Source organism: Acidovorax sp. SRI_002, assembly GCF_057586455.1.
Window position 1 is genome coordinate 469,189 of the sequence record NZ_JBYCZW010000003.1, and the last position, 18,610, is coordinate 487,798.

The window sequence follows — 18,610 nt, forward strand, 5'->3', positions numbered from 1 at the left end:
TGCGCCGCTTTGAATCCGAAATATCACGATGAAACCCCGGAGACCGCCCCATGAAACTCTCTCTCGGCCCGCTGCTGTACTACTGGCCCCGCGACACCGTGTTCGCGTTCTACGAAGCCATGGCCGCCACGCCTGTGGACGTGGTGTACCTGGGCGAGACGGTGTGTTCGCGCCGCCATGAGTTGCGCCTGGCCGACTGGCTGGCGCTGGCGCGCATGCTGCGGGGCGCGGGCAAGGAGGCGGTGTTGTCCAGCCAGGTGCTCATCGAGTCCAGCGCCGACGTGGGTGTGATGCACAAGATCACGGGCAACGGCGAGTTTCTGGTTGAGGCCAATGACATGGGCGCCGTGAGCTGTCTTGCGCGCGCACCCGCCGGGCCGCAGGCCTTTGTGGCCGGGCCGCACCTGAACCTCTACAACGCGCACTCGCTGCAATGGATGGCGCAGCAGGGCGCCACGCGCTGGGTGATGCCGCTTGAAATGTCGCAGGACGCGCTCGCTGCCGTGCTGGCGCAGCGGCCCGCAGGTTTGGAGACCGAGGTGTTTGCCTACGGCCGCATGCCGCTGGCCTACTCGGCGCGCTGCTTCACCGCCCGGCACCGCAACCTGCCCAAGGACGACTGCCAGTTCAGCTGCCTTGACCATGCTGACGGACTGCCGCTGCGCACGCGCGAGAGCGAGGGCTTTCTCGTGCTTAACGGCACGCAGACCCAGTCGGCCCGCGTCTACAACCTGGCCAACGAACTGGTGGCGATGCAGGCCCAGGGCGTGGACGTGGTGCGCCTGAGCCCGCAGGCCCAGCACATGCCGCAGGTGATCGCCGCGTTTGACGAAGCCCGCCGCGCAGTGGTTGCGAAAGAGACTCCTGAAAAGACCCCCGACTTTGTGGAGCGCATGCAGCCCTTCATGCCCGATCTGCCCTGCAACGGCTACTGGTTCGGGCGAGCGGGCCTGGAGCAGGGGCTGCATGGCGCTGTAGGTGGTGCTGCCGCGCGGCCTGCCATGCATCCATAACGCGAAGCGAATCACCGCATGTACCCCGGCGAACGTTTCAACAGCATCAGCCACCTGGTGGGCGCCCTGCTCGCCATGGCAGGCACGGCCTTGCTCATCACCCTTGCTGCACGCCTGGGCGATCCGTGGAAGGTGGTGGCGTTCAGCATCTACGGCGCCATGCTGGTGGCGCTGTACGCCGCCTCCACCGCGTACCACAGCGTGCGCCGGCGCACCATCAAGGCCGTGCTGCAAAAGCTGGACCACTGCAGCATCTACCTGCTGATTGCGGGCAGCTACACGCCGTTTGCGCTGGTGTCGCTGCGCGGCGCCTGGGGCTGGTCGCTGCTGGGCGTGGTGTGGGGCCTGGCCCTGCTGGGTATTGCCCAGGAGATCTGGTGGGCGCGTGGTGCACGCGTGCTGTCGCTGGTCATCTACGTGCTCATGGGCTGGCTGGCGCTCGTGGCCGTGGTGCCGCTGTGGCAGGCGCTCACGCCAGCCGGGTTTGCCTGGCTGCTGGCGGGCGGGGCCTGCTACACGCTGGGCATCGTTTTCTATGCGCTGGACCACCGCGTGCGCCACGGCCATGGGCTGTGGCACCTGTTTGTGCTGGGCGGCAGCGTCTGCCACTTCTTCACCGTTTTTTTCTACGTGGCCTGAGGGCCCGTCTTCTACTTATGGCTGCTTTCCCTTCTTCGCCGTCGCCTGCCGCGAACCCACGACTGGTGCCGCCGCCCGTGGGGGCTTTGCTGGCGCGCCTGCCCGCCTACCCCGGCTCGATGCTGCTGGTGACGGCGCTCAACCGGGCGCTCGCGCGGCACCTGCCCGATGACGTGGGCCGCTTGTTGCTCCACAAGAAGATGCGGGTGCAAGTGCGCGATGCGCGCGTGGCCTTCGACTTTGCCTGGACGGGCCAGCGTTTTGCACCCCACGCCCCGCTGGTGGCCCCAGCGGTGGCCGACGTGACGCTGAGCGCCACGGCCCACGACTTCCTGCTGCTGGCCCAGCGTCAGCAAGACCCGGACACGCTGTTCTTCAGCCGCCGCCTGTCGATGGAGGGCGACACCGAGCTGGGCCTGGTGGTGAAGAACGCGCTCGACGCGCTCGAACTTCCCGTGCTGGACCCGCGCCAGTGGGCGCAGAGGCTGGCGCCGCGCGAGGTGTTGGGCCACCTGCGGCGCCGCCTGGACCCAACACCACGCAACGGAGGATAAGCATGACCACCGACACCCATCCCCAGAACCACCCCTTGGTCTATTCCTGCTCGGGCTGCTCCAGCGCCGCCCAGCTGGCCAACCACGTGGCGTTGCAGCTCGACCGGCGCGGCGTGGCCGAGATGTCGTGCATCGCCGGGGTGGGTGGCGATGTCCCGCACCTCATGAAAACCGTGCGCTCGGGCCGGCCCATCATCGCGCTCGACGGCTGCCCGCTGGTCTGCGTCAAAAGCACGCTCGCGCGCCACGGCATCGCGGCCGGCCGGCATTACCAGCTGCAGCAGTACGGCGTGAAAAAACGCGCGCACGAAGACTTTGACCCCGTGCAGGCCGCGCTGGTGCTGGAGCAGGTGGAGGCCGATCAGCAGGCGCAGCCCTTGGTTCGTTCTGCCGCCGTGGAGCCCTCGCATGGCTGATGCTGCCCACACCCGCCGCATCATCGTCGCGATCTCGGGCGCCAGCGGCGCCGTGTACGGCGCGCGCCTGCTGCAGGTGCTGCAAGGCCAAAGCGGCATCGAGACCCACCTGGTCGTCTCCGACGCCGGCTGGCGCAACCTGCAGCACGAGCTGGACATGGACCGCCCCGCCGTCGAGGCCCTGGCCCAATGCGTGCACGACGTGGCCAACGTGGGCGCGGCCATCGCCAGCGGTTCGTTCCAGTGCCATGCCATGGTGGTCGCGCCCTGCTCCATGCGCACGCTGGCTGCCATAGCGCATGGGCTGGCCGACAACCTGCTCACGCGCGCGGCCGACGTAGCGCTCAAGGAGCGCCGCCGCCTGGTGCTGATGGTGCGCGAGTCGCCGCTGCACCTCACGCACCTGCGCAACATGGTGGCCGTGACCGAGATGGGCGGCATCATCTGTCCGCCGCTGCCCGCCTTCTACCTGCGCCCGCAGACCGTGGGCGAGGTGGTGGACACCAGCGTGGCGCGCGCGCTCGACCTTATCGATGTGCCGCACGACCTGGCGCCTCGGTGGCAGGGTCTGGAGCTGAACGCTTCTTAATTGATAGCTGTTTACGCTCATTGGACAAGCGCTAGCGGCCAATTTCATTCAAATTCTGGACCCGATATGGCCTACCGCGACCTGCGCGACTTCATGGCCCAGCTTGAAGCCACGGGCGACCTGCGTCGCGTGCACGAACCCGTCTCGCCCCACCTGGAGATGACCGCGCTCAGCGACCGCGTGCTGCGCGCAGGCGGCCCGGCGCTGCTCTTCACCCAGCCCACGGGCCACCGCATGCCGGTGCTCACCAACCTGTTTGGCACCACAGACCGCGTGGCCCGCGCCATGGGCGTGGCCGACCTGCGCGGCGTGCGCGCCCTGGGCGAACTGCTGGCCACCCTCAAGGAGCCCGAGGCCCCCAAAGGCTTCAAGGACATGCTGGGCATGGGCCAGCTGCTCAAGACCTTGTGGAACATGGCGCCCCATACCGTCACACGTGGCGCGCCCTGCCAGCAGGAGGTGTGGGAGGGACCGGACGTGGACCTCGCCCGCCTGCCTGTGCAGCACTGCTGGCCCGGCGACGTGGCACCGCTCATCACCTGGGGCCTGACCATCACGCGCGGCCCGCGCAAGGCGCGGCAGAACCTGGGCATCTACCGCCAGCAGGTGCTCTCGCGCAACCAGGTCATCGTGCGCTGGCTGGCCCACCGGGGCGGGGCGCTGGACTTTGCCGACCACTGCGCCCAGCACCCCGGCCAACCCTACCCCGTGGCCGTGGCGCTGGGGGCCGACCCGGCCACGCTGCTGGGTGCAGTGACGCCCGTGCCCGATGCGTTGAGCGAATACCAGTTCGCCGGCCTGCTGCGCGGTGCGCGCACCGAAGTCACGCCAGCGCTGGGCGTGCCGCTGCAAGTGCCCGCCACCGCCGAGATCGTGCTCGAAGGCCACATCCAGCCCGATGCCCATCACGCGAGCGGCTGGCAGCATGCGCTGGAAGGCCCTTACGGCGACCACACCGGCTACTACAACGAATGCGCCGAGTTCCCCGTCCTCACCGTGGACCGCATCACCCTGCGCAAGGACGCGATCTACCACAGCACCTACACGGGCAAACCGCCCGACGAGCCCGCCGTGCTGGGCCTGGCGATGAACGAGCTGTTTATCCCGCTGTTGCAAAAGCAGTTCCCCGAGATCGTGGACTTCTACCTGCCGCCCGAAGGCTGCAGTTACCGCATGGCCGTGGTCAGCATCCGCAAGGCCTACGCGGGCCACGCGCGGCGCGTGATGATGGGCGTGTGGAGCCACCTGCGCCAGTTCATGTACACGAAATTCATCGTGGTGGTGGACGACGACGTGGACGTGCGCGATTGGAAGGATGTGATCTGGGCCATCACCACCCGCATGGACCCGGCGCGCGACACCCTGCTGGTGGAGCACACACCCATCGACTACCTGGACTTCGCCTCGCCCGTGAGCGGCCTGGGCAGCAAGATGGGGATGGATGCCACGAACAAGTGGCCGGGGGAGACGCAGCGCGAGTGGGGCCGCCCCATGGCGATGGACGCCGCCGTGCAGGCGCGCATGCACGGGCTTTTTATGGCGCTGGGCCTGTGACACCACCGCGCACCGCGGCGGTGCAGAGCTCCCCAGTCACGTAGAAGACAAGCACGCCCCGCGTTGTTTGCGACGATGTGCCAGCCCCAGCACAGAGGGCTCTGCACCGGCGTCCCACGGATACCGCGATGCAGCACCGCGCACACCACAAGGAGACGACAGCAATGCAGCAGCCCGGCAGCATGATGGATCGGCCGTTACTGGTCTCGGCCATCCTCGAGCACGGTGAGAACCAGTACGGCGACCAGCAGGTCGTCTCGCGCGACACCGATGGCAGCCTGCACCGCTACCGCTTTGCCGACATGGCCCGGCGCGCCCGGCAGCTGGCCAACGCGTTGCAGGCGCTGGGCCTGCGCCCCGGCAGCGTGGTGGGGTCACTGGCCTGGAACAACCACCGCCACCTGGAGGCGTACTACGCCGTGTCGGGCAGCGGCATGGTCATGCACACCTGCAACCCGCGCCTGCACCCCGAGCAGTTGGCCTACATCGTCAACCACGCCGACGATGAGGTGGTGCTGTTCGACACCAGCTTTGCGCCGCTGGTGCGCGCCATTGCGGCGTTGTGCCCCCGCGTGCGGCACTGGGTGGCGCTGTGTGATTCCGACACGCTGGGCACCATCGACCTGCAAGGGGTGCCCGGGGTCGAGGCCTACGAGACACTGGTGGCCGGCCAGCATGACCGCTTTGAGTGGCCCGAATGTGATGAAAAGACCGGCGCAGCGCTGTGCTACACCTCGGGCACCACCGGCAACCCCAAGGGCGTGCTGTATTCGCACCGGGCGCTGGTGCTCAGTGCCCTGTCGGCCTGCATGCCGGGCGTGCTGAGCATCAGCGCGCGGGAGACCATCCTGCCCGTGGTGCCCATGTTCCACATCAACGCCTGGTGCCTGCCCTATGCGGCTTTGATTGGCGGGGCCAAGCTGGTGCTGCCCGGCCCGCGCCTGGACGCCGCCAGCCTGTACGAGCTGATGGAGTCCGAGCGCGTCACCGTCAGCGCGGGCGTGCCCACGATCTGGATGGGCCTCATCCAGCATGTGGAGCAGCACCAGCTGCGCTTTAGCACCATGCGCCGCACGGGCGTGGGCGGTTCGGCCATGCCCAAGGCGCTGATCGCCAAGTTCAACGACGTGTACGACGTGGAGGTGCGCCACGGCTGGGGCATGACCGAGACCACGGCCATCGCCACCATGAGCGTGCTGGGCGCTGCCGATGCCGAACTGCCGGCCGAAGACCGCCACTCGCTGGTGGCCAAGCAGGGCAAGTCGGTGTTTGGCATCGAACTCAAGCTCGTGGATGAAAACGGCGCCAGCCTGCCCCGCGACGGGGTGGCGCAGGGCGAGCTGATGGTGCGCGGCCAGTGGATCGTGGACCGGTACCACAAGGCCGAGCGTTCGGCGCTGGTCGATGGCTGGTTCCCCACCGGCGACATCGCCACCATCAGCCCCCAGGGCGTGGTGCAGATCCGCGACCGCACCAAGGACGTGATCAAGTCGGGCGGCGAGTGGATCAGCTCCATCGACCTGGAGAACGCCGCCGTGGCGCATCCGGCGGTGGCCATGGCCGCTGTCATCGGCGTCAAGCACCCCAAGTGGGACGAACGCCCGCTGCTCTTCATCGTGCGCAAGCCCGGCCAGTCGCTCGACAAGGCGCAGATCCTGGACTTCCTCGCAGAGCGGGTTGCCAAGTGGTGGCTGCCCGACGAAGTGCTGTTTGTCGAAAGCCTGCCGCTGGGCGGCACCGGCAAGGTCCAGAAAAACGAGCTGCGGCAACGCCATGGCTCGGTGTTCGGCGGCGATTGACATCGCCCCGCATTGACGCAGTTCCTACCCACCCACTCTACGGAGACACCCATGAACATGGTTCCCAGGAAATGGCCTCATCAATGGCTCAAGACCGGCGCCTGCGCCGCAGCGCTGGTGATGGCTGCGCACGCCGGGGCGGCCGAGACGGTAAAGATCGGCTTCATCGATCTGCTGTCCGGCCCGTTCGCGCTCACCGGCCAAAGCTCGCTCAACCAGCTGCGCGAGGTGGTGGCGCAGGTCAATGCTAAGGCGGGGCCCAACGAGCCCAAGTTCGAGGTGATGGACTTCGACAACAAGGGCACGCCGCAGGAGAGCCTGAACGCCCTGAAGGCCGCCACCGACCGGGGCGTGCGCTACATCACCCAGGGGGGCGGATCGGGGGTGGCGCTGGCGCTGGTGGACGGGCTCAACAAGCTCGCCGAGCGCGACCCGGAGCGCGCCACCGTGTACCTGAACTACGCCGCCATGGACCCGCAGCTCACCAACGAGCGCTGCAGCTTTTGGCACTTCCGTTTCTATCCATCGAGCGAGATGAAGATGGAGGCGCTGACCACCTACCTGCAAGGCCGCAAGGACGTGAAGCGCGTGTACCTGCTCAACCAGGACTACACCCACGGCCGCCAGGTCTCCAAGGCCGCCAAGGAATACCTGGCGCGCAAGCGGCCCGACATCGAAATCGTGGGCGATGACTTCATCCCCATCGCGCAGACGCGCGACTTTGCCCCCTATGTGGCCAAGATGGCCGCTGCCAAGGCCGATACGGTCATCACCTCCAACTGGGGCAGCGACCTGACGCTGCTGTTCAAGTCCTCGCGCGACTACGGCCTGAACATCAACTACTTCACCCTCAACGCCAACAACCCCGGCACGCCCGCGCAGATCGGGCCCTGGGGCGAAGGCAAGGTGGGGGTGATCTGGAACTGGGTGCACAACGCCCCCACGCCCGATCTGGAAAAGATCTACGTGGACTACAAGAAGAAGACCGGCGACGACTTTGTGTTTGCCGCGCACTGGAACAGCATGCACATGCTGCGTGAAGCCATGCGCAAGGCCCAGTCCACCGACGCGAAGAAGGTGGCCCTGGCCCTGGAAGGCATGACCTACAAGAGCCCCATGGGCGAGGTGCGCATGCGCAAGACCGACCACCAGCTCGAAGCGCCGCTGTACCTGGGCATCTGGGCCAAGCAGGGCAGCAAGGGCGTGAAGTACGACGCCGAGAAAACCGGCTATGGCTTCCGCTCCGAAGTGGCGTGGGATAACTACATCAGCGCCCAGCCAACGTCCTGCCAGATGAAGCGGCCGTCCTGAGCGCCCCGGCGCGCCACCGTGCCGCTCACGCGGCGCGGAATATCAGCCCAGCAGGCCCTTGGGCACCTTGTCTGCCTTTTTCTCCACCGGGTTGGCCAGCAGCCACTGGGCCGCGTACTGGCGCATGAACTCCTTGGCCTTCTCTGGCCGGGCCGTGAGCCACGCGTCGTAGGCGCCTTCGTTCAGGATGGCGGGCATGCTTTTTTCGCTGCCGGGCTGGCCGTAGCGGTGCAGCAGTGCGTGGTTGTTGGCGTTCACCGTGAGCAGGCTGTAGCTGATGATCACCTCGCCATCGGCCCCCTGCCAGCGCGCCCACAGGCCCGCCACGCCCATGGGCTTGCCGTCCACGCGCGCCACGCGGGTGGGCACGGCCTTGCCGCTGCGCAGGTCGTCTTCGTAAAACGCCACCATGGGCACGATGCAGCGCTGGCCATTCAGCCACGCGTCGCGGAACGCGGTGCCGGTGGAGGCGGTGTTGGACTTGGCATTGACCAGCTTGGGCGCGCGCAGCTTGGCATCGGATGCCGACTTGACCCAGTGCGGCACCAGGCCCCATTGCGCGGGCACGAGCACGCGTTCCGTGCTGGCGGCGGGTGCGTCTGTGGGCGTGTCTGCCGGGGGGCTGGGTTCGGCGTCGGCCGCCGCTTTGGCCACCACTGGCTGGGCGATGGCGGCTGCCGTGGCCGCATGCACGATGAAGAAGCCGGGCTTGCGTGGCCACAGGTGGCGTTCACCCAGGGCCTGCGGTGGCTCGACCGCAAAGGCCTCGCGGTAGGTGTCGGCGTGGGGCAGGGTTTCGTAATGGGTGCTCATGGGGCGATGGTAGCGTGTGGCGTTGAGGTTTCTTGCATGAAATAGGGCTCTGGCGCTTGTTTGATAAGCGCTAACAGCTATAAAAACAGAAGCATTTTCGAGCCCGCTGTGTCACCCATCCGGCCCGGTCCTGACTTGTATCAAGCCCGTTGTCGCCTGCGTTGTGACGCGCGCTGGCGCTGTTTTCACAATGCCCTCATGGACTTCGCACCTTCCTCTCTGGCCCTTCAATGGCGTGATCGCCTGCTGGCGTTCATGGACCGGTATCTGCTTCCCTACAACGCCGCCTGGCACGCGGCCGTGGCCGCGGCCGACTACCCGCCGCCGTTCCTGGAAGACCTCAAGGCGCTGGCGCGCGAAGAAGGCCTGTGGAACCTGTTCCTGCCCACGCTCGAGGACGACGAGCCCGGCACGCGGCTGTCCAACCTCGACTACGCGCCGCTGGCCGAGGCCATGGGCCGCCTGCCGTGGGCGGCCGAGGTGTTCAACTGCCACGCGCCGGACACCGGCAACATCGAGCTGTTGCACCGCTTTGCCACACCCGCGCAGCGCGCCCGCTGGCTGGTGCCGTTGCTGCACGGCCAGATGCGATCAGCCTTTGCGATGAGCGAGCCCGACGTGGCCTCGTCCGACCCCACCAACCTGCAGACCACGGTGCGGCGCGAGGGCGATGGCCTGGTGCTCTGCGGCCGCAAGTGGTTCATCACCGGCGCGGCGCATCCGCACTGCCAACTGCTCATCGTGCTGTGCCGCAATGCGGATGCCGATGGTGCAGACAGCCACCACCGCCACAGCATGGTGCTGGTGCCCGTGGACACGCCGGGTGTGCAGATCGTGCGCAACATCAGCGTGCTGCACCACCATGCGCCCGAGGGGCATTGCGAGATCCTGCTGCAGGGCGTGCGTGTGCCTGCGGACCACCTGCTGGGCGACTGGGGCGCGGGGTTTGCGATGGCGCAGGCGCGCCTGGGCCCCGGCCGTGTGCACCACTGCATGCGCACCATCGGCCAGTGCGAGCTGGCGCTGCACCTGGCCACTGAGCGAGCGCTGGAGCGCACGGCGTTTGGCAAGCCGCTGGCCGAGCAGGCCAATGTGCAGGAATGGCTGGCCGAGTCGCGCATCGAGATCGACCAGGCGCGCCTGCTGGTGCTGCATGCGGCCTGGCTGCTGGACCAGGGCGACGCTTCGGATGCGCGCACTGTGCGTGCCCAGGTTGCCGCCATCAAGGTGGTGGCCGCGCGCCTGCAGCAGCGCGTGGTGGACCGCGCCATGCAGATCTTTGGCGCCATGGGCCTGTCGCCCGACACGCCGCTGGCGGCGTTCTGGACCTGGGGCCGCGCGCTGCGGCTGATGGATGGGCCCGACGAGGTGCACCTGCGCACTGTGGCGCGGCACGAACTGCGTCAGGCGCGCGAGCAGCTCGGCACCTTAGCAGCCTACTTCACCACCCCGGAGCAGATGCGCGCGCCGCCACGGCTTAGTGCCTGAGCACCTGCACCGGACAGTGCGGCGGGAGTCAGGAGGACGCGGCCGAGGCCCGCGCGGCGCGCGGGCCGGAGGGCGCCACCACAACGCGGTTGCGCCCCAGCGACTTGGCGGTGTACAGCGCCTGGTCGGCGCGCTCCAGCGTCTGCTCCACCATGTCGCCGGGCAGGTGCAGTGCCAGGCCAGCCGATACCGTCATGCGCAGCACGCCGGCAGCGTGCGGAATCTCCATCGCGGCCACGGCCTGGCGCACGCGCTCCAGCAGGTCGCGGGCATCGTCCATCTGGGTGTCGGACAGCAGCAGCACAAACTCTTCGCCACCCCAGCGGGCCAGCACATCGGTGTCGCGCACGCTGGCCCGCACGATGCCCGCAAAGGCCTGCAGCGCCCGGTCGCCCGTGGCGTGGCCATGGGTGTCGTTGACGCGCTTGAAGTGGTCAATGTCCAGCTGGGCCAGCAGCAGGGGGCGGCCGTTGCGCAGGTTGCGGCGGCGTTCCAGCTCCATCAGGTCCTGCATGGCGCGGCGGTTGGGCAGGGCGGTCAGCTCGTCGCGGGTGGCCAGATCGCGGTTGACGGCGAGCGCCTGGGCCAGCGCCTCGCGCTGCTCCTGCAGCCGCGCGCGGATGCGCTGGATGCGCAGGTTCAGCGCAATGCTGCCCCCCAGCACGATCAGCACCATGAGCGCATAGGCGGTATCCAGGTAGCCAAACGGGCTGGCGTTAAAACGCGTGGTGGCCGCCACCGCACAGCCGAAGGCCAGCAGTGCATACACGCCGATGCCGATCACCTCGGCCACGGTCAGGCCAAAGGTGCCAAAGAACAGGATCATGGCCAGCACGGCGGGCACCACGCCCCGCGCATCGCCCGCCAGCACATAAGCCACGGCGCCGCTGGTGATGGTCCAGACCATCTGGGGCACGGTGAGTGAGGGGTCGCTGAGCCGCGCGGTCTCGCCCGAACGGATGAACGCGGTCATCACCACCATCCCGCCGACCGAGATGGCGGCCCACCATTGCACGGCAACGGCGTTCACTGCGCTGCTCGCCGTTGCCACCATCAGCATGACGCCCGCACTGCTGGTCATGAGCACCAGCGCGAGCAACGCCATGGCCACCAGCGTGCGCCGCCGACGGTCGGTGGAGAGAACCACGTCCCGAATGCGGTGCCAGCGGGAAGGTGTGCGCAAGGTGGGTGCTCCTGCCAGGGCGGTCGGGTGGCGTGTGGATGGGTGGGGCTGCGCTGCGGCGTGCAACGGGGCCTGGCCGTGCGCTTTTCATTCTAGGAGGGTCATCGCCCGGCGTACAGCCCTGCCCAGGCGCGGCCTGGGGTTTCGCCGAAGGACCCTGACCCCGTTAAGGATGTCCTGCATAACCCTCGCGAGTCGGTGGTAGTGCGGATCGGGATGGGCCGCAAGGCGTCTTTTTGCAGCCAATAGCCCAGCTATTGGCAAGAAAAGCAACGCAGCGGACCGCCCGAGACCGCGCTATCACAGACCGCAGGGAGTTATGCAGGTCATCCTTAAAGAAGGGTGAGTGCCGCCAAGGCGGCCAGCGGTGCGGTCTCGGCGCGCAGCACACGGGGGCCCAGCGTGACCGGGGCAAAGCTGTGTTGCAGTGCCAGGTCTTCCTCGGTGCTGGAGAGCCCGCCTTCGGGGCCGGAGAGAAACACCACGGGCCCGGCCGGGCCCGCCGCCGTGTGCAGCGGCGCCGTGCCCGCGCGCAGCGACAGCAGCAGGCGCTGCACGGTGGTGGCCTGGGCCTGGGCGCGTACCCAGCCGGCCAGGTCCACGGCGTTGTGCACCACGGGCACGCGGTTGCGGCCGCACTGCTCGCAGGCGGCCACGGCCACGGCCTGCCAGTGGGCGATTTTTTTCTCGGCCCGCTCGCCCTTGAGCTTGAGCACGCTGCGCTCGGCCACCAGGGGCGTGATGCTCGCCACGCCCAGCTCGGTGGCTTTCTCCACCAGCCAGTCCATGCGTTCGTTGGCGGTGATACCGGCCAGCAGGTGCACGGCGCGCGGGGCTTCACGTTCGGTGGCATGGTGGGCGCCCACCACCACGCGCACATCGCTGCGGCCCATCTTCAGTATCGTGGCGTCGAATTCGCCGCCCGGGTCGCCCTCGGCTTGCCCGCCGTGGAACAGCGTGATGGTGTCGCCCGGTTGCAGGCGCAGCACCTGTACGTGGCGCGCAGCGCCGGGGGGCAGGTCTAGCTCGGCGCCGGTGGCCAGAAGGGCCGGGCAATGGAAACGGGGCATTTGCTACTTAATTTATAGCTACTTGCGCTTGATTGATAAGCGCTAGAGCCTAATTTTATTCTGTTTTACTGCGTGCGCCCAGTCGCGCCGCTACATCCGGCCGTAGGCAAAGCCCACCACCGGCTCGGTGCCTTCGATCTGGTCGAGCATCTTGAGCAGCGGCCCCAGCTGCCGGTAGCGGTTGGCCGTGGCGCGGATGTAGGCCATGAAACGCGGCGCATCGGCCAGGTACTTGGGCTTGCCGTCGCGCAGGGTCAGGCGCGCAAAGATGCCGGCGACCTTGAGGTGGCGCTGCAGGCCCATCCATTCCACCGCACGGTAGAACTCGCCGAAGTCATCGCCCCAGCCGCTGGCGCTGCGCGCCCCCAGCAGTCCAGCCTTGCGCGCCTTCTCCCAGTAACGCACCGTAATGTCGATGACAAATTCCTCTTCCCAGCTGATGAACGCATCGCGCAGCAGGCTGGCGATGTCATAGGTGATGGGGCCATAGACGGCGTCCTGGAAGTCCAGCACCCCCAGGGGCGCGCCCTGTTCGGTGGGGGCCATCAGGTTCCGGGTCATGAAATCGCGGTGCACATAGACCTGAGGGGAGGCCAGATTGTGGGCCACGATGGCATCAAAGGCGCTGGCCAGCGTGGCCTGCTGCTTGTCGTCCAGCGTGACGCTGCGGTGCCTGGCCAGGTACCAGTCGGGGAACAGCGCCAGTTCGCGGCGCAGCAGCGCCTCGTCATAGGCCGGCAGCACGCCGGGCTGGGAGGCTTTTTGCCAGTCCAGCAGCACGTCGGTGGCCTGCTGGTACCAGGCGTAGGCGTCCTGGGGCTTTTCGGGGTTCAGCAGCTCAATCAGCGTCTGGTGGCCCAGGTCGGACAGCAGCATGAAGCCGGTCGGTTCATCGTACGCAAGGATCTCGGGCACGTTCAAACCGGCGGCGGCCATCAGGCCCTGCACCTGCACGAAGGGCTTGCAGTTTTCCTTGTCCGGCGGCGCATCCATCACGATGCGGCTGCAGCCCATGGCGCTGTCGATGCGCAGGTAGCGCCGGAAGCTCGCGTCCGCCGAGGCGGGGCGCAGCGTGGCGGGCAGTAGCTGGTGCGGGCCCACCAGGGGCGCCAGCCAGGCCTCGAAGGCTGTCTGGCGGGCCGCATCGGGCCAGGCCACGGTGGAAGTTGCGGGGGTTGCCACGGCCGTGCCCGGGGGCGGGCAGGCGGGAGAAGGGGAAGATGGGTGGCTCATGGATAATCCGATTTTACAAACCCGCTCCCCCCAGGCTCTGAGGTGGGCGGGTTCCTCCTTCTTTGATCCGCCCCTGCCCACCGCCCCACGTGCCACGCTGCAAGCCCCCCACCGTGCAGACATCCTCCCTCCGGCCCCGGCCCGCCAAGGCGAAGCCCGAGCGGCTGCGCGCTCCCGTACCCCGGGCCCTGGCTTATGGCGTGGCGCTGGCCTGGTGCGGTCTGCCGCTCTCTGTGCTGGCGCAGGCGCCTGACGCTGCCCCGCCTGCCAGTGCCTGGGATGCACCCCCTGCGCTGCGCACCTCGCCCCTGCTTCAGGAAAAGATTCCCGAGGCGGTCCGGCCCCAGCTCCCCGTTTTTGTGACGGGGGACCGGATCAGCGGCCAGACCGACCTGAACGCCGTCATCGAAGGCAATGCCGAATTGCGCCGGGGCGACACCGTGATCCGTGCCGACCGCCTGGACTACAACGTGCCCGAAGACCTGGCCAAGGCCAACGGCAAGGTGCGCATCAACCGCGCGGGCAACGTGTACGAAGGCACGGCGCTGGAGCTGCGGGTGGATGCCTTTGAGGGATTCTTCAGCGACGCCCGCTACCAATTTTTGGCCACCCAGGCGCACGGCGACGCCACGCGCGTGGATTTCATCGACCGCGACCGTGCCGTGGTGCACAACGCCACCTACACCACCTGCGAGCGCGGCAATGAAGAAAGCTGGCAGCCCGACTGGGTGCTGCGCGCCGCCAACATTCGCATCGACAACGAGGAAGAGGTCGGCACCGCCGAAGACGCGGTGCTGGAGTTCAAGGGCGTCTCTGTGCTGCCCATTCCGTACATCACCTTCCCGCTGTCGGACAAGCGCAAGTCCGGCCTGCTGCCGCCCACCATCGGGCTGGACAGCCGCGACGGGGTGGCGTACATCCAGCCCTACTACTGGAACATCGCACCCAACCGCGACGCCACGCTGCGCGCGGCACTCATGACCAAGCGCGGCGCCAACTTGGGGGGCGAGTTCCGCTACCTGGAGCCCACTTACACCGGCCAGATCAGTGCCGATGTGATGCCCACCGACCGCCTGCGCGACCGCATGCGCTGGAGCTTTTCGGGCCAGCACCAAGGCGCCTTTGACACGCCGATGGGCGGGCTGGGGCTCAATCTGAACGTCAACCGCGTGAGCGACGACAACTACTGGCGCGACTTTGGCCGGGCGTCCGACCTGCTGCGCCAGCGCCTGCTGCCGGGCGACGCCACGCTGTCGTGGGCGCGCAATGACATGTCCGCCAGCGTGCGCACCCTCAAGTGGCAGACCTTGCAGGACGTGACCTCCCCCATCGTGCCGCCGTATGACCGGCTGCCCCAGTTGCAGTGGCGCTATGCACCGTCGCAGCTGGGTGGCGGGCTCGATGCCAGCGTGGAGCTGGACACCACCCGCTTCCAGGCCGCCCGCGAGCTGACAGGCCAGCCCAATGCCAACCGCAGCTATGCGATGGCGCAGATCAGCCGGCCGTTTCTGGCGCCCGGTGGCTTCGTGACCCCGCGCCTGCAATTGCACGCCACGCAGTACCAGTTTGACTCGGCGCTGTCCAACGGGCAGCGTTCAGCCAACCGCACCCTGCCCACCTTCAGCCTGGACAGCGGGCTGGTGTTCGAACGCGATGCCGCTTACTTTGGCCGCGCCTTTTTGCAGACGCTGGAGCCGCGCGCGTTCTACACCTACACGCCTTACCGTGACCAGAGCATGCTGCCCGTGTACGACACGGCGGCCAATGATTTCAACTTCGCCACCATCTACACCGAGAACGCTTTCGGGGGTAACGACCGGCTGGCAGACAACAACCTGCTCACCTTGGGCGTGACCACCCGGCTACTGGACCCGAACACGGGCGCCGAGGCCGCACGCTTTGGCATTGCCCAGCGGCTGCGGTTCTCGGACCAGAAGGTCACCTTGCCCGGCGGTACCCCCGTGAGCGAGCGCCTGTCGGACCTGTTGCTAGGCGCGGGTATCAGCTGGACGCCCCAGTGGGGCTTTGACTCCACCGTGCAGTACAACCCCAAGACGGGGCGCTCCATCCGCTCGACCATCGGCGCGCGCTACAGCCCCGGCAATTACCGCACCGTGAGCGCGGCCTACCGCCTGCAGCGTGGCACCAGCGAGCAGATCGACATCGGCTGGCAGTGGCCGCTGAACGACCTGTGGGGCGACAAGGGCAAAGACCTGGGCGCAGGCCGTGGCCAGGGCGGCGGGCGCTGGTACAGCGTGGGCCGCCTGAACTACAGCCTGCAGGACCGCAAGCTGGTGGACACCGTGGTCGGCCTGGAGTACGACAGCTGCTGCTGGATTGGCCGTGTGGTGCTGGAGCGCCTGCAAAGCAGCGTGACCACCTCCAACACTCGCCTGCTGTTCCAGATCGAGTTCGTCGGCTTCTCGCGCCTGAGCCTGGGCTCCAGCCCCCTGGACACCTTCAAGCAGAATGTGCCGCGTTACCAGAACCTGCGCGAGCAGGTCACAACGCCCAGCCGTTTCAGCAACTACGACTAACGCCCAACGCTCCTACGCTTAACGCCATGAATCACCGTGTCATTGCACTGGCCATTGCCACCCTGGCTTCCCTGCTCTCCCAGGGCGCCCTGGCCCAAGGGCTGCGCCCTTCCGGCGCACCGTCGGGCAAAGGGCTGACGGCGCGCCCGGCGGCCGCACCATCGATCACGCTGCCTGCAGAAACGGCGAGTGGTAGCAGCAGCTCGGCACCCCGGCAGGCGGATTTCATTGTCGCCGTGGTCAATTCCGAGCCCGTGACCAACAACGAGGTCCGCGCGCGCCTGGCCCGCGCCGAAGCCCAGCTGGCCCAGCAAGGGGGTGCCATGCCGCCCCGGGAGCTGCTGGCGCGCGAGGTGCTGGAGCGCATCATCCTGGAGCGCGCACAGCTGCAGCAAGCCAAGGAATCGGGCCTCAAGGTGGATGACTACGCCGTGTCGCAGGCCGAACAGGGCGTGGCCCGCCAGAACAACATGTCGGTCGATGACCTCTACCGCCGCCTGGCGCGGGACGGCATGGGCAAGGAGCGCTTCCGCGAGGAATTGCGCAACCAGTTGCTGCTGCAGCGCCTGCGCGAGCGCGAGGTGGAGGCGCGCGTGAAAGTCACCGACCTGGACATCGACCAGTACCTGCGCGAGCAGCAAAAGGGCAACGACGTCGCTTCGATGGAGATCAACCTGGGCCATGTGCTGGTGCTGGTGCCCGAGAACGCGAGCCCCGTGCAGGTGGCCGAGCGCCAGGCACGCGCCCAGCGCGCGGCCGACAAGGTGCGCGCGGGGGAAGACTTTGCGGCCGTGGCCCGCGAGTTTTCGGATGCGCCCGAGGGACAGCGCGCGGGCGGCCAACTGGGCATGCGCCCGGCCGACCGGTATCCCGAGCTGTTTGTGAACTCCACGCTGGGCCTGCCTGTGGGCAGCATCGTCGGGCCCGTGCGCTCGCCAGCGGGCTTCCACGTGCTCAAGGTGATCGAGCGAGTCACGGCTGGCGTGCCCACCACGGTGGTGCAAAACCATGCCCGCCACATCCTGCTGCGCACGGGGCCGCAACTTTCCGAAAGCGCCGCCGCCGCTCGCCTGGCCGACTACCGCCGCCGTGTGCAGATGGGGCAGGCCGATTTTGCGGCACTGGCCCGCGAGCACTCGCAGGACGGTAGCTCCAAGGAAGGTGGCGACTTGGGCTGGGCCACCCCCGGCCGCTATGTGCCTGAGTTCGAGCAGGCCCTGAACGCCCTCAAGCCCGGCGACATCAGCGAACCCGTGGTTTCGCGTTTCGGCGTGCACCTGATCCAGCTGCTGGAGCGCCGCGAGGCCAAGCTCACCCAGCGCGAGCAGCGCGACATGGCGCGCGACACCGTGCGCGAGAAGAAACTGGACGAGGCCTACGCCACCTGGGCGCAGGAGCTGCGCGGACGCGCGTATGTCGAATACCGCGACCCACCGCAGTGACCGATCGATGATCAGACAGGTAAGCACGCGTTGAAACACATCCCCCGCAAGCGCTTCGGACAGCATTTTCTGTCCGACAAGGGCATCATCGAAGATATCGTGCAGGCCATTGCGCCCCAGCCAGGCCAGCCCATGGTTGAGATCGGTCCGGGCCTCGCGGCGCTGACCCAGCCCCTGGTCGAGCGCCTGGGGCGCCTCACGGTCATCGAGCTGGACCGCGATCTGGCCTTGCGCCTGCGGCTGCACGGCCAGCTGGAAGTGATCGAGTCCGACGTGCTCAAGGTGGACTTCACCGCGCTGGCACTGGCCATGCGCGAGAAAGCCGCGTTGCCCAGCCTCAAGCTGCGCGTGGTGGGCAACCTGCCCTACAACATCTCTACGCCCATCCTGTTTCACCTGCTGGACCATGTGCAGGTGATTGAAGACCAGCACTTCATGCTGCAAAAGGAAGTGATCGACCGCATGGTGGCCAAGCCCGCCACCAGCGACTATGGGCGCCTGTCAGTCATGCTGCAGTGGCGCTACGCCATGGAAAACGTGCTGTTCGTGCCGCCTGAGAGCTTTGACCCACCCCCACGCGTGGACAGCGCCGTGGTCCGCATGGTGCCGCACGCAGAGCCTGCGCCTTTGTCGGTGCCCCTGCTGGAAGAACTGGTGCAGGTCGCCTTCAGCCAGCGCCGCAAGCTGCTGCGCCACACCCTGGGCCGCTGGCTCGAAGCGCGCCAGTTCGCCGGCACCTTCGACACCCAGCGCCGCGCCGAGGAAGTGCCCGTGGCCGAATACGTGACGCTGGCGCAGGTTTGCTCTTGAATTGATAGCTGTTGGCGCTTGATGGGCGCGCGCAAGGCGCCATTTTTGCCGTAGATGCGATGGCGTCGCGCCTACAGCTTCGGCCCCTCATTTCGCCACGACCCTGGCAACTGTCACGGCCCAGGCCAGTGACACCGCGCAAGGGCCGCCCCGCCGCGC

General features: G+C 67.7%; 16 protein-coding genes. 12 read left to right on the forward strand and 4 right to left on the reverse strand.

Features of this window, described 5'->3' with window-relative positions; translation table 11 throughout:
• The first annotated feature begins 50 nt into the window (after nucleotides 1-50).
• From AC2YJX_RS10330 to AC2YJX_RS10365, 8 genes are all read left to right on the forward strand, one after another.
• Entirely contained in the window at nucleotides 51-1,013 is a 963-nt protein-coding gene (locus tag AC2YJX_RS10330) for a U32 family peptidase (RefSeq protein ID WP_487255984.1), read from the forward strand.
• Between the two features lie 18 nt (nucleotides 1,014-1,031).
• A complete protein-coding gene (gene trhA, locus AC2YJX_RS10335; RefSeq protein WP_487255985.1) occupies nucleotides 1,032-1,652 on the forward strand; it encodes a PAQR family membrane homeostasis protein TrhA in 621 nt (206 codons plus the stop codon).
• A gap of 17 nt (nucleotides 1,653-1,669) precedes the next feature.
• A complete protein-coding gene (gene ubiT, locus AC2YJX_RS10340) occupies nucleotides 1,670-2,206 on the forward strand; it encodes a ubiquinone anaerobic biosynthesis accessory factor UbiT (RefSeq protein ID WP_487255986.1) in 537 nt (178 codons plus the stop codon).
• A 2-nt stretch (nucleotides 2,207-2,208) separates the two neighbouring features.
• Entirely contained in the window at nucleotides 2,209-2,622 is a 414-nt protein-coding gene (locus AC2YJX_RS10345; RefSeq protein ID WP_487255987.1) for a putative zinc-binding protein, read from the forward strand.
• On the forward strand, nucleotides 2,615-3,211 hold the full coding sequence (locus tag AC2YJX_RS10350) for a UbiX family flavin prenyltransferase (protein WP_487255988.1): 597 nt from the start codon (nucleotides 2,615-2,617) through the stop codon (nucleotides 3,209-3,211). Before AC2YJX_RS10345 ends, AC2YJX_RS10350 begins: the two co-directional genes overlap by 8 nt.
• Nucleotides 3,212-3,277: 66 nt before the next feature.
• On the forward strand, nucleotides 3,278-4,765 hold the full coding sequence (gene ubiD / locus AC2YJX_RS10355) for a 4-hydroxy-3-polyprenylbenzoate decarboxylase (RefSeq protein WP_487255989.1): 1,488 nt from the start codon (nucleotides 3,278-3,280) through the stop codon (nucleotides 4,763-4,765).
• Nucleotides 4,766-4,929: 164 nt separating this feature from the next.
• Complete coding sequence (locus AC2YJX_RS10360) at nucleotides 4,930-6,564, forward strand: long-chain-fatty-acid--CoA ligase (protein WP_487256100.1); 1,635 nt, start codon at nucleotides 4,930-4,932, stop codon at nucleotides 6,562-6,564.
• A 51-nt stretch (nucleotides 6,565-6,615) separates the two neighbouring features.
• Nucleotides 6,616-7,875 carry a branched-chain amino acid ABC transporter substrate-binding protein gene (locus AC2YJX_RS10365; RefSeq protein WP_487255990.1) on the forward strand — a complete coding sequence of 420 codons (1,260 nt, stop codon included), beginning with the start codon at nucleotides 6,616-6,618 and terminating at the stop codon, nucleotides 7,873-7,875.
• A 42-nt stretch (nucleotides 7,876-7,917) separates the two neighbouring features.
• On the opposite strand, the gene AC2YJX_RS10370 is transcribed toward AC2YJX_RS10365, so the two are convergent.
• Nucleotides 7,918-8,688: an SOS response-associated peptidase gene (locus tag AC2YJX_RS10370; protein ID WP_487255991.1), complete on the reverse strand. Its 771-nt coding sequence runs from the start codon at nucleotides 8,686-8,688 to the stop codon at nucleotides 7,918-7,920.
• Between the two features lie 198 nt (nucleotides 8,689-8,886).
• Between AC2YJX_RS10370 and AC2YJX_RS10375 the strand changes: the two genes are divergently transcribed.
• Nucleotides 8,887-10,176, forward strand: coding sequence for an acyl-CoA dehydrogenase family protein (locus tag AC2YJX_RS10375; RefSeq protein WP_487255992.1), 1,290 nt, complete (start codon nucleotides 8,887-8,889; stop codon nucleotides 10,174-10,176).
• Nucleotides 10,177-10,204: 28 nt separating this feature from the next.
• Here the strand turns inward: AC2YJX_RS10375 and AC2YJX_RS10380 are convergent, their stop codons facing one another.
• From AC2YJX_RS10380 to AC2YJX_RS10390, 3 genes are all read right to left on the reverse strand, one after another.
• The gene (locus AC2YJX_RS10380) at nucleotides 10,205-11,359 is read right to left on the reverse strand and encodes a diguanylate cyclase (protein ID WP_228897118.1); all 1,155 of its coding nucleotides are present in this window, start codon (nucleotides 11,357-11,359) and stop codon (nucleotides 10,205-10,207) included.
• Between the two features lie 332 nt (nucleotides 11,360-11,691).
• Nucleotides 11,692-12,429 (reverse strand): 16S rRNA (uracil(1498)-N(3))-methyltransferase, encoded by a 738-nt coding sequence (locus AC2YJX_RS10385; RefSeq protein ID WP_121508112.1) that lies wholly within the window; start codon nucleotides 12,427-12,429, stop codon nucleotides 11,692-11,694.
• A gap of 90 nt (nucleotides 12,430-12,519) precedes the next feature.
• Nucleotides 12,520-13,662 carry an aminoglycoside phosphotransferase family protein gene (locus tag AC2YJX_RS10390; RefSeq protein WP_487255993.1) on the reverse strand — a complete coding sequence of 381 codons (1,143 nt, stop codon included), beginning with the start codon at nucleotides 13,660-13,662 and terminating at the stop codon, nucleotides 12,520-12,522.
• A 164-nt stretch (nucleotides 13,663-13,826) separates the two neighbouring features.
• Between AC2YJX_RS10390 and AC2YJX_RS10395 the strand changes: the two genes are divergently transcribed.
• The 3 genes from AC2YJX_RS10395 to rsmA are packed head-to-tail and all read left to right on the forward strand — an operon-like array spanning nucleotide 13,827 to nucleotide 18,451.
• The gene (locus AC2YJX_RS10395; RefSeq protein ID WP_487256101.1) at nucleotides 13,827-16,199 is read left to right on the forward strand and encodes an LPS-assembly protein LptD; all 2,373 of its coding nucleotides are present in this window, start codon (nucleotides 13,827-13,829) and stop codon (nucleotides 16,197-16,199) included.
• Between the two features lie 26 nt (nucleotides 16,200-16,225).
• Nucleotides 16,226-17,641, forward strand: coding sequence for a peptidylprolyl isomerase (locus AC2YJX_RS10400; RefSeq protein ID WP_121508114.1), 1,416 nt, complete (start codon nucleotides 16,226-16,228; stop codon nucleotides 17,639-17,641).
• A 30-nt stretch (nucleotides 17,642-17,671) separates the two neighbouring features.
• A complete protein-coding gene (rsmA, locus tag AC2YJX_RS10405; RefSeq protein ID WP_487255994.1) occupies nucleotides 17,672-18,451 on the forward strand; it encodes a 16S rRNA (adenine(1518)-N(6)/adenine(1519)-N(6))-dimethyltransferase RsmA in 780 nt (259 codons plus the stop codon).
• Nucleotides 18,452-18,610: the final 159 nt, after the last annotated feature.

Coding starts and splice junctions, on each gene's coding strand:
- AC2YJX_RS10330 (WP_487255984.1), top strand. CDS start 51: ATGAAACTCTCTCTCGGCCCGCTGCTGTACTACTGGCCCCGCGACACC.
- trhA (WP_487255985.1), top strand. CDS start 1,032: ATGTACCCCGGCGAACGTTTCAACAGCATCAGCCACCTGGTGGGCGCC.
- ubiT (WP_487255986.1), top strand. CDS start 1,670: ATGGCTGCTTTCCCTTCTTCGCCGTCGCCTGCCGCGAACCCACGACTG.
- AC2YJX_RS10345 (WP_487255987.1), top strand. CDS start 2,209: ATGACCACCGACACCCATCCCCAGAACCACCCCTTGGTCTATTCCTGC.
- AC2YJX_RS10350 (WP_487255988.1), top strand. CDS start 2,615: ATGGCTGATGCTGCCCACACCCGCCGCATCATCGTCGCGATCTCGGGC.
- ubiD (WP_487255989.1), top strand. CDS start 3,278: ATGGCCTACCGCGACCTGCGCGACTTCATGGCCCAGCTTGAAGCCACG.
- AC2YJX_RS10360 (WP_487256100.1), top strand. CDS start 4,930: ATGCAGCAGCCCGGCAGCATGATGGATCGGCCGTTACTGGTCTCGGCC.
- AC2YJX_RS10365 (WP_487255990.1), top strand. CDS start 6,616: ATGAACATGGTTCCCAGGAAATGGCCTCATCAATGGCTCAAGACCGGC.
- AC2YJX_RS10370 (WP_487255991.1), bottom strand. CDS start 8,688: ATGAGCACCCATTACGAAACCCTGCCCCACGCCGACACCTACCGCGAG.
- AC2YJX_RS10375 (WP_487255992.1), top strand. CDS start 8,887: ATGGACTTCGCACCTTCCTCTCTGGCCCTTCAATGGCGTGATCGCCTG.
- AC2YJX_RS10385 (WP_121508112.1), bottom strand. CDS start 12,429: ATGCCCCGTTTCCATTGCCCGGCCCTTCTGGCCACCGGCGCCGAGCTA.
- AC2YJX_RS10390 (WP_487255993.1), bottom strand. CDS start 13,662: ATGAGCCACCCATCTTCCCCTTCTCCCGCCTGCCCGCCCCCGGGCACG.
- AC2YJX_RS10400 (WP_121508114.1), top strand. CDS start 16,226: ATGAATCACCGTGTCATTGCACTGGCCATTGCCACCCTGGCTTCCCTG.